Source organism: Aurantibrevibacter litoralis (genome assembly GCF_034651555.1).
GTDB classification, from domain to species: domain Bacteria; phylum Bacteroidota; class Bacteroidia; order Flavobacteriales; family Flavobacteriaceae; genus Aurantibrevibacter; species Aurantibrevibacter litoralis.
Genome location: NZ_JAYEEQ010000034.1, coordinates 1 through 10426, shown reverse-complemented (window position 1 = coordinate 10426; position 10426 = coordinate 1). Strand labels below are relative to the sequence as shown.

Sequence of the window (10426 nt, the reverse complement as noted above, 5' to 3'; positions counted from 1 at the left end):
TCGCGGATTTTCTATTCGGTTTTTATTTGCTAAATTAGGTGCTTAAAACACGCAACAAACCATATACAACAACGTTGCCATTAATACCTACCAAACCGTAAAAATTCATCCTTTTTAAAAAAAATGTTCTCTAAATTGTCATATTTCTCGAACTATGGTAACTAAAATAGTAAAGGGAAGTATTAAAAATGGAAAAACAAAAAAGCCTATTTCTATCCGAACTTGAAGAGAACCAAGATAAATTATTTAGGCTTTGTTCAATATATTCTGATAATAATGAAGACTCAAAAGACCTATTTCAAGAGGTTTTAGTTCAAATTTGGAAGTCGATGAGTTCATTTAAAGGCAATTCATCTATTGGTACTTGGATGTTTAGGATAGCATTAAATGTTTGTCTTCGTTTCAAATCAAAATACACGAAAAACCAAAACCGATTTATAAGATTAGATAGCATAGCTATTATCAATATCAGTTCTAAAGTAGAAGATGGAAATAATGATGAAAAAATAATAGCTTTAAGAAAGTGTGTTAAAAAATTGAATGATGGAGACAAAGCAATAGTTGCTTTGTATTTGGAGGGAATAGCATACCGAGAAATTTCAGACATACTTGGGTTATCTGAAAATCACATAGCTGTAAAAATCAAGCGGATTAAATCAAAATTATTTAACTGTATAAATGGAATATTATGATAGAAGATGAATTAATTAAAATCTGGCAATCGTCCAGTAATCAAGAGCGCATAAAATTTGAGAAATCAAAATTAATGATAGAATTACAATCGAGTTTAAAGCGTTTAGACAAATGGTGGAACTATATAGAACTTTCAGAAACGGTTTTAGCCATATTTGGAGTTTTATTATCTACTTTTTTATTATTCAAGATTCCATTCATTCTGACAAAAATAGCATTGGCTTTAATGATTATTTGTGCAGTTTATTTAATAATAAAATATCGAGGTGTCAAAAAGTTTCAGCCTAGTGACTTGGAAAATAATTATCTCAATTATCTCAAAAAAAACAGGGAATATCTTCAAGCGCAAAAGAAATTCCTTAAAACATACTTCTATTGGGGAATATTGCCAGTTTACCCAATAATGTTGTTATTCACTATCAGCGTTTGGGAAAAAGTTCCAATACATTTGATTGCGCTTATTAATGTGGCTACAATCGGAATAGGTATTTATGGATATTTCTTAAATAAAAAAAGAGTAAAAAGAGAAATAAACCCAAGAATATCTGGAATTAATGAATTAATAAATCAATTGGAAAAATAGCATATGAAATCCAAATATAGACCCTCGAAACTTTCAACAAGCTTTTTAGAACAATTGTCAAAAATTTTGCGATTTTCAACTTCAAAAACAAGAAGAGAAGCTATCAAACAAAAGAGAAATCAAATTAGGAATAAAAAGTACTAATGGCAACAATGTGTATAATTCATTGCTAGTTAGAGCTTACTTACGAAAGTCCTCGCGGACTTTCTATCTGTGATTTATTTGCTAACTTTAGTGCTTAAACACGCAACGAAATCATACACTAGACCGTTGTATGCCATTTGAAAAAACAGAAATAAATTGAATGAATCCAAAAAATAAAAACCAACTTTTCAGACTATCGGCTGTACTTTACGCTGACAATAATTATTTAGTTTCTAGTGACACAACACTTAGAAAAATTATTGAAACCGGCCTTTTTGCAATGGAACGTAATTCGGTTACTATTCACGAACTTATTGATTTCATTTTTGATAATTATAATTTACATATAGATGAAGTTGAACTAATCAATATTATATCTACAAAAAAACAAGATTCATTTATTATTAATTTAATAGATGAAAAACAAATTTTGTCTTTAACAGAAAAACGGAAAGCTCAAATTCAAGCAAAAATTGATGAAAATACAATTGAGCATTTTATTGACCTCTATTTTGCTGACGAAAACACACCAGATAATTCAAAAACATTAAAGGAATTAATTTATAGATTTCTGTATGATATTTTATCTTCGAATGTAGAAAGTTTTAAAAAACTAATAGATAAGGAGAATACAATTGAGGCACTAATTAACGTAGATAACCACAACTATAATCCCGAAGAAAGAGAATTGATTAACGCCTTTTTAAAATGGGATAATTTAGAAAAGAATAAATCGATATTTGATATCGCCAGTTTTGCAATCGAATATTGTTTGATTTCAAATCACTCAAAACAAGGCTTAGATTTAAACAACTTAAAAAATAAAACATTTTATTTAGACACCAATGTTCTGTTCAGAACTTTAGGTCTTAACGGAGAAGACCGTAAAAAAAGGTCTGTAACATTTTTAAAACGATTTCAAGAATCTAAAACAGAGCTCTTAATTTCTAAATACACGGATAAAGAATTTAAAGATACTATTGATTATTATCTACAACGATTAACAAACAGGCCTTTCAAAAATGAAGTCAATCCAGCTTTGTTTAAAAATCAGTTTTTTTCAAGCTTAAAAGACATTTATAATTTTTACTATAATTGGAGAATTGGAAAACAGAACCATTCTTTAGATTTATTTAAAGCTGATATACTCGCTAATTATCAAGCGTTTTGTTCCAATATGAATATTACTATTGATTATAGAAATGTACTCAAAGAGGATGAAAAGAAGACAAATGAAACATTAATGGACTATATTTCCTCAATTAGAAATCATAAATCATCAGATACGAATAACGGAAATCTTAATGCTTATGAATTTGACGCAAAAAATGTTTTACTATTAGAAAATCTGCGTGGAGATAAGAATAACAGCATATTTGATACCAAACAATTTTTTCTTTCTATGGACCAATCATTAAGAAGATGGGATTTTTATAGAGGTAATTCAGCACCTCTGATTATTATTCCAAGTCAATGGATGAGTTTGTTATTAAGATATCAAACTAGAACTACTGATGACTTTAAGAGTTTTGTTAGTTTTTTAAATCTTCCAATACCTGAAAAACAAATAAGTAGTGAAAATATTCATAACGTTTTAGCAGGTATTTCAGAAGTTACATCAAATTTTGAACAACAATCTTATATTACTGAACAACTTATTAATCAAGGATTTGAGAAAATAATGTTAAAAACAAAGGATTCAGATGAACTATTTGAACTTACCGTTAACGCATCAGAAAGTATTCTTGAAAAAAAGCTTAAAGAACTTGAAACAAAACAAGAAGAACTAGCTAATTCGAGCGACCAAAGAATAAAAAAGTTAGAGGAACATAATGACTCTAAAGAATCAATCATTAGCCAGAAAGACACAAAGATTGAACAGCTTGAAAAAGAAAATTATGCTCTTCACGAAAAGGATGAACTAAGGAAGTTTCAAAAACCCGCAATATTTTATTGGATACCACTTGCAATAATATTATCCTTTATCGTAATTCTTTGTTTTGCTTTTAAAACTCAAGAATGGAATTATATAAGTCAATTTATAGATAATATTGATGCCGAAACAAGTTCAACACGTCAATGGATTTTTCGAATTGGAATAAGTACATTAATTTCAGTTGGAATTATTGGCTTAATAAAAGCATCCTATGGACGACTAAACAAAAATAAATTGAATGACTATAAGGATAAAATTAAAGCACGATACAAAAAATAAAAACGGCATACAACAATGTATATAAAAAATAGGCGAAATAGTAATAAATTCAAGACTTGTGGCTCGTATCAAACTTTGTGTTTAACCGAAAGTTTAGTGATTCGAAATCGCCTACTTTTCATATACAAACCGTTGTACAGCATTTAAAAGAACATGGAAATAATAGACAATTTATCAGAAGACAATAATCACAAGAAATATATTCTTGACATGATTAGTAAGTCGGACGAGTTATTTATTACAAGTCCATACTTAATGAGAGACTTTAATCTTCTATTCAAGGATGAAGTTTTAAATGGAATAAAAAAAATCTATCTTATCACCACTTTACAACCAAATTCTCTAGACCAAATTAAAAAGGTCTATTCCCTTAAATCGTTAATTGAAATACCTAAAATCAAATCGGGTGAAATTGAATGCAAGATTTCACTTAACAATAAACTGCATGGTAAAATCTACATTTTCAAAAATTTAAGCAACTATGTTGGTGGCTTAATTAGTTCTGCAAATTTTACAGACAGTGGACTTTACATAAATCATGAATGGGGAATTACAATAACTGAAGAAAAGAGTTTGGCTGAACTTGAAAACTCAATAAAAAAGACAATTGAACCAAAATTTGAATTTCTTTCTCACAAGAGTATCCTTCGATTACTGACTCATTTAAACTCATTTATAAATGCAAACGGTGAACCTGAAGATGATGAAATTGACCTTGATTTAACAGAGCACTTAGAGACAGAAGAAACAGAAAAGACGAAAGGCAAATCTAATGGGGGTGGTGGTTCAATAAGGACATACGAATATAAAATAACGGAACAATACCTAGAAACTTGGGAAAGCTACTTTAATGAATTCGTTGATTTTAAGAAAAAAAACAATGAAGTAACAGTTCCTCGTGATTATGAAAACCCCGGTCTCTATACATGGTATAGAAAACAAAAAGTATTTTACGCTAATGGAACAATTCCACCCGACCATAAGAAGAAGTTAGAAACGGTTGGCTTTTATTTTGGTGACGGACATGAAATAAGATGGGCTAGAATTTGGGAAGATAACTATGAACTATTAAAAGCATATTATGAAGAATATGGAGATTCTGATGTTCCTCACACCCGAAATAGAGAAGATACTTTTTATTCTTTAGGTAATTGGGTTGCAATGCAAAAAACCTATAATAACCAAGAAGTTTTAAGTGATTATAAAATTGAAAAGTTGAATGATTTGGATTTTATATGGTCAAAAGGTTCGCCAGAGTTTAATCCAAAAAATAACCAGTGGATGGAGAAGTATCAAGAATTGAAGGAATGGACAAAAAAACACGGAGATGCCCATGTCCCGCAAACTAATCCTGATGGAACACAAAATAAACTAGGTAGATGGTTAAATGACCAAAGACATTTAAAAAGAAAAGGAAGAAAAAAGGCAAATGGAATTATTAGATACTTAGAAGACGAAAGGGTTGATTTATTGTTAGAACTCGGTGTTGACTTTGACCATGAAACAAATAAACATATTGACTCTTTTGAAAAGCAATTACAAGAATTTTTAAGTTTCAGATATCAATATCCAGCATTAAATCCACCAACAGGAACTTTTAAAAAAGAAAGGGACAATTTGGCTCAATGGAGACACAAGTTTGACAAACTACCTGAATGGAAACAAAAACGTCTGAAAGAAGAAAAAATAATATAAAAACGCTGTACAACAATGTATATAAAAAATAGGCGAAACAGTAGTAAATTCAAGGGTTTTGGCTCGTATCAAAATTTGTCCTTAGCCGAAAGTTTCGTGCTTCGAAATCGCCTACTTTTCATATACTAACCGTTGTGCGTCATTTAATCAAACCATATGGAAGAAAAGAAAATTGGATTTAGATTGTCAAAAGTTAATTGGATTTTAGCTTTAATCGTAATCGGAATTTCAGCATTAATTTTTTTAAGAAGAGATGGAATTAACGGATTTAGTCTTGGATATCTTTTTGGCTCAATTGTAACTTCAGCGATAATACCTTTGTTTTTTGCTTTCATTGTATGGTTAATAAAAGGAAAGAAACCATATGCTGGAACATACACATTTAACATAGTTTTGGTTCTTATGTGTTTTGGAATGATAAAAGAACTTGGTGCTATAAGCAAAGAGAAAACCGATAGCGTTGACTCAATAACTAAATCTGTTTCGGAATACAAGGATAAAATAAACAACGAGGAAGATGGAATTGATGCATATCAAGAACACATTTCGAATGTAGATGACGGAATTTCAAAAATGATTAGAAATAGTACTGGAAATGAACAAGAAGTATATAAAAACCTTCAAAAATTCACTTCCATTAACAGTTCCATTATGATAGATTGGCAAAAGTCAGTTGATTCAGTTGCTCAAGAAAGAATTTTAGATTATTCGCTTTTAAATAATCAACAAGAGTTTGAATATCAAATTGGAGTATTAAAATATTATAAAACCCAATCAGAGTCATATAAAAATCATTTTGCGAATAGAAAATCAATACTTACTGACTTAAATAAAAATATTCCAAAAGGGAATCTTACACTCAAAGGAGTTATGACTGGAATAAATAAAAAAGACTCAATCCAAAAACCAATATTTGAGCCTTTTATCAATTCGCATATTGATTATAGTAATGATTTATTAGAGATAGTCAACTTTCTACAAGACAATCAAGGAAAATGGGAATATAAAAATGATGAATTAACATTTTCAACAGTAGAACTTGAAGAAAAATATTCGACTTTAATTAATAAAATTGCGGAAGTTGAAAATCAGATTAATGAATTGACCGACAAACTGATTGAAGTAATGTAAAAAAAACGAACGCACAACAATGGCTATAAGTAATTGCTTGTTCTCGCCTACTTTGGAAATTCCTGCGGAATTTCCAACTTGGTGTGTACTTGTAAAGTTAAGTGCTAACCCACGCAACTACTCATAGCCGAGACCGTTGGGCAACATTTGAGAAACCGTGAACTGAATGAAAAAATGGATATTAATAACAATCGGAATTGTTCTAATTGGAATTGTTGGAATCGGAATTAAAATCAACTCGGATTTTGACAAAGTTGCGGAAGCATTTCATTCTGAACATTCTCTAAAAGATGCCAGTTTTGTTCTTATTTCTAAATCGATTTCACCTAATAAAAAACACAAATATTATGAATACCAATTTGACAATGGTGGATTTGGATATTCAAGAGTTTTTTGGTCAGTTATCGAAAATAACGAAAACAAATCTGACCTTGAAAAAGGACTGATTCCATATGGATTTAAAATAAAAGGCTGGACAACAGAAAGTGAACTGATTTTGGAAAAGTGGAACCCTTATTACGAAATCAAAAAAACGGAATTGAAAAGCGGAACGGAAATAAACGGAGTGAAAATCACTCTAACGGAATGAAAACAGAAATAATACCATATTTCGGATTTGACAAAATTAAATTTGGTCTAACACTAGGTCAGACTGAACTATTGTTGGGGAAATCATCGGAAAACAATAAAGAATCTTACTCGGATAATTCAAGCGATGTAATTTTAAAGTATCATAATCTCGGATTTAATTTGACTTTTTCGTCTGATAATGATTTCAGATTAGGAACAATTACTTTTTATTCAAAAGATTTCTCACTAAAAGGAAAAAAATTAATCGGATTAAAAGAAACAGAATTTGTTATGAAATCAAATCTGATTTTTTCGGATTTACAACTTGATGACGATTTTACAGAATTGAATTCTAAAGATTACACTTCAAATTCAAACGGAATTTCCTTTTGGATTAACAACGGAATTGTTGAATCCATTTCAATATTTCCAAATTATCAAAAAGATAATGAAACACCAATATGGCCGAATTAAAAAAAACGATTGCCCAACACCGTATAAAATTAATTGCTAGTTCTAGCCTACTTACGAAAGTCCTCGCGGACTTTCTATCTGTGATTTATTTGCTAACTTTAGTGCTTAAACCACGCAACTAATCTTATACAAACACGTTAGGCACAATATCAAATAAAACCACTCGAATGACTAAAAATGCAATCTTACTTTTACTACTTTTTCAATTATTCACAAATATTAGTATTGCCCAAACGGATATAGATAAGGGCTTAGAACTAGCCCGAAATGCCATAACATTAATGGATGAGGGGAAACTGGACGAATCTATTGAATTATTGGAACAAGCAAAAAAGTTGGACCCCGAACGAATGGACTATCCATATGAAATCGCATATGCGTATTATAAAAAAGAGGATTACAAAAAGACCATCGAAATATTAAACACAATTAGTGAGCATAAAAGTGTAACTGATGTGGTTTATCAGCTACTCGGCAATTCTTACGACCTTATTGGAAAGCCTGAAATTGCTTTGGAAACCTATAAAAAAGGGATGGCGAAGTTTCCAAGTTCAGGAAAATTCCATTTGGAATCCGGCAGTATAAAATTTCACAATGAAAAATACAATGAGGCAATAGCATTTTGGGAGGAGGGAATAAAAACCAATCCGAACTACTCATCAAATTATTATCGACTCGCAAAAGTCTTTTCGCAAACCGAGGAGAGACTTTGGACATTAATTTATGGCGAATATTTCTTGCTATTAGAGCCTAACACCGAAAGAACAAGAGAAATAAGCCAATTGCTATACGAAACCTATCAAAAAAGTTACGAAGTCCAATCCGATACGACAGGTCAATTTCACCTAACTGAAAAGGGATTTGAAATTCAGCTCAAGGACAAAAAGGACATGCGAAAATTGAAAAAAGCTCCGTTACCTTTTGAGGGCACTTTCGCCATGGCATTTGCGTTTTCAGCCTTAGATTTTCAAAAAAACATAAACATTGCTTCAATATACAAAGCAAGGAATGACTTTTTAAACTTTTGGTACAACGAAAAAAAGTTCAATAAAAGCTATCCCAACAAACTGTTTGATTATCAAAAAGAATTGTTGAAAGAGGACTTATTTCAAACCTATACATATTGGATATTGTCGCAGGGCAATTGGAATGAATATGAAGAATGGTATGCCAAAAATGAAAAGAATTTTGCGAATTTTGAAAAATGGTTTATGGCAAATAGAATAGACATTAAGGAAAACGATTACAATTCGAGAAGAGATTACCAATGAATACTGTGCCTAACAATGGCTATAGCAAATAGGCCATAAGTGCTGAATTTAAAGGCTTGGGCGTGTTTACTAAGTCCGCCAAATCTTTTGGATTTGGCAATTATAAAAGAAAAAATAATTACAAAACAAAAAGCTCTGGCTCGCAGACCAGACGGAAACGAAAAGTTTCCTTGCCTGCCCTACTTGCCATAGCCGTGACCGTTATGGCTCATTTTAAAAGACGACACCGCTAAAAAAGACAAACAATAAAATCAAAATAATATGTTCGGAATAAAACACATCAAATTTGACTCAATGACTTACGTTCTGCATTTTACGAACGGAAACATTAAAAGAGAAGGACGTGGACTTTCATTTTTTTACTTTGCACCTAATAGCTCTATTGCAGCTATTCCAATGGGAAGTAATGACTTACCTTTTATCTTTAACGAATCGACAAACGATTATCAAACGGTTAATATTCAAGGACAAATAAGCTACAAAATCAGTAATCCCAAAACCCTTGCAGACGTTTTGGACTTTACAGTAAACGACAATGGACAGTACAAAAAAAACGACATTGAAAAGCTAAATCAACGAATCATAAATGAAGCACAAACAGCAACTTCTTCATTTATTCACGAAATAAAATTGAAAGATGCCATTCGTTCAGCAAAGACAATCGAAGAAAGAATTTTAGAAGGTCTAAAATCATCTCAAGCCATTGCAATGCTTGGAATTGATATTTTAGGAGCAAATATTTTGGGTATTCAAGCAACGCCTGAAATGTCAAGAGCTTTGGAAACTGAAACAAGAGAAAAACTGCAACAAGAAGCTGACCAAGCAATTTATGAACGTAGAAATTTTGCAGTAGAACAAGAGAGAAAGATAAAAGAAACAGAACTTAACACAGAAATTGCGGTAGAAGAAAAACAAAAGCAAATCGCTGAAAAGAAAATGGAGTCCGAAGTTCAAAAATCGGACAACGACCGCAAACTACGTGAAATGAAATTGGCAGCAGACATAGCAGTTGAGAATCAAAGAAAACTACTCATAGAACAAAAAACAGCAAACGACAAAAAAGAAGCTGAAACCCAAGGCTACGTTATAGAAACAACTTTGAAACCATACAAGGACTTTGATTGGAAAACTTTAACTGCTCTGAATAACAACCCTGACCCAAAATTTAATATCTCACTTGCATTTAGAGAACTTGCCGAAAATGCAGGCAAAATTGGCAATCTTAATATTAGCCCTGAATTGTTAGACACCTTGCTTAACGACAAGAGAGAAAATAAAAAATGAGTTTCGAATATGCCATAATTGTAAAGAATAAAACAAGACTTGAATCTTTGATTGAACGCTTCAACACAAAGGCTCAAGCTAAATTTTACATTGAAAGTCTTGGTGGTAATTTTGACGATTATGAATTAGAACACGAAATTTTTCACTCTTCCTTAAACTCATTACAAACTCAACTTTCAAGAGTTGTAAAAAACAAAACTGTTGAGAGAGTATATTTACCATCATTCATTTTTTCTGAAAAGAACTTAATAGTTGTAATCGGACAAGATGGACTTGTTGCTAATACAGCTGTTTTGACCCCTATAAAACAAGAGTGATCTTTTAAATTTCGATTATTAATTAAGCGGTTAATTTTTTCATTAAAAT

Annotated in this window: 10 protein-coding genes; all 10 read left to right on the top strand. The window is 31.0% G+C overall.

The genetic code is table 11. The features are described 5' to 3' along the window. The first annotated feature begins 188 nt into the window (after positions 1-188). Positions 189-692, top strand: a complete 504-nt coding sequence (locus tag U1E44_RS16325; protein ID WP_322932186.1) for an RNA polymerase sigma factor — start codon at positions 189-191, stop codon at positions 690-692. Further along, the gene (locus U1E44_RS16320) at positions 689-1276 is read left to right on the top strand and encodes a hypothetical protein (RefSeq protein WP_322932185.1); all 588 of its coding nucleotides are present in this window, start codon (positions 689-691) and stop codon (positions 1274-1276) included. Before U1E44_RS16325 ends, U1E44_RS16320 begins: the two co-directional genes overlap by 4 nt. Positions 1277-1580: 304 nt before the next feature. Next, entirely contained in the window at positions 1581-3635 is a 2055-nt protein-coding gene (locus tag U1E44_RS16315; RefSeq protein WP_322932184.1) for a hypothetical protein, read from the top strand. A gap of 153 nt (positions 3636-3788) precedes the next feature. Then, positions 3789-5330 carry a Helicase associated domain protein gene (locus U1E44_RS16310; RefSeq protein ID WP_322932183.1) on the top strand — a complete coding sequence of 514 codons (1542 nt, stop codon included), beginning with the start codon at positions 3789-3791 and terminating at the stop codon, positions 5328-5330. A gap of 156 nt (positions 5331-5486) precedes the next feature. Continuing rightward, positions 5487-6461, top strand: coding sequence for a hypothetical protein (locus U1E44_RS16305; protein WP_322932182.1), 975 nt, complete (start codon positions 5487-5489; stop codon positions 6459-6461). A 166-nt stretch (positions 6462-6627) separates the two neighbouring features. Beyond that, positions 6628-7050, top strand: coding sequence for a hypothetical protein (locus U1E44_RS16300; protein WP_322932181.1), 423 nt, complete (start codon positions 6628-6630; stop codon positions 7048-7050). After that, the gene (locus tag U1E44_RS16295; RefSeq protein ID WP_322932180.1) at positions 7047-7505 is read left to right on the top strand and encodes a hypothetical protein; all 459 of its coding nucleotides are present in this window, start codon (positions 7047-7049) and stop codon (positions 7503-7505) included. The genes U1E44_RS16300 and U1E44_RS16295 overlap by 4 nt, the downstream gene beginning before the upstream one ends. A gap of 167 nt (positions 7506-7672) precedes the next feature. Continuing rightward, positions 7673-8776, top strand: a complete 1104-nt coding sequence (locus U1E44_RS16290) for a tetratricopeptide repeat protein (protein ID WP_322932179.1) — start codon at positions 7673-7675, stop codon at positions 8774-8776. A gap of 261 nt (positions 8777-9037) precedes the next feature. Further along, positions 9038-10060 (top strand): SPFH domain-containing protein, encoded by a 1023-nt coding sequence (locus U1E44_RS16285; protein WP_322932178.1) that lies wholly within the window; start codon positions 9038-9040, stop codon positions 10058-10060. Then, positions 10057-10377 (top strand): hypothetical protein, encoded by a 321-nt coding sequence (locus tag U1E44_RS16280; RefSeq protein WP_322932177.1) that lies wholly within the window; start codon positions 10057-10059, stop codon positions 10375-10377. Before U1E44_RS16285 ends, U1E44_RS16280 begins: the two co-directional genes overlap by 4 nt. Positions 10378-10426: the final 49 nt, after the last annotated feature.

Bases quoted from the DNA above. Each gene is read 5' to 3' on its own strand.
- U1E44_RS16285 (WP_322932178.1), top strand. From the start codon at position 9,038: ATGTTCGGAATAAAACACATCAAATTTGACTCAATGACTTACGTTCTG.
- U1E44_RS16320 (WP_322932185.1), top strand. From the start codon at position 689: ATGATAGAAGATGAATTAATTAAAATCTGGCAATCGTCCAGTAATCAA.
- U1E44_RS16280 (WP_322932177.1), top strand. From the start codon at position 10,057: ATGAGTTTCGAATATGCCATAATTGTAAAGAATAAAACAAGACTTGAA.
- U1E44_RS16315 (WP_322932184.1), top strand. From the start codon at position 1,581: ATGAATCCAAAAAATAAAAACCAACTTTTCAGACTATCGGCTGTACTT.
- U1E44_RS16300 (WP_322932181.1), top strand. From the start codon at position 6,628: ATGAAAAAATGGATATTAATAACAATCGGAATTGTTCTAATTGGAATT.
- U1E44_RS16325 (WP_322932186.1), top strand. From the start codon at position 189: ATGGAAAAACAAAAAAGCCTATTTCTATCCGAACTTGAAGAGAACCAA.
- U1E44_RS16310 (WP_322932183.1), top strand. From the start codon at position 3,789: ATGGAAATAATAGACAATTTATCAGAAGACAATAATCACAAGAAATAT.
- U1E44_RS16305 (WP_322932182.1), top strand. From the start codon at position 5,487: ATGGAAGAAAAGAAAATTGGATTTAGATTGTCAAAAGTTAATTGGATT.
- U1E44_RS16295 (WP_322932180.1), top strand. From the start codon at position 7,047: ATGAAAACAGAAATAATACCATATTTCGGATTTGACAAAATTAAATTT.
- U1E44_RS16290 (WP_322932179.1), top strand. From the start codon at position 7,673: ATGACTAAAAATGCAATCTTACTTTTACTACTTTTTCAATTATTCACA.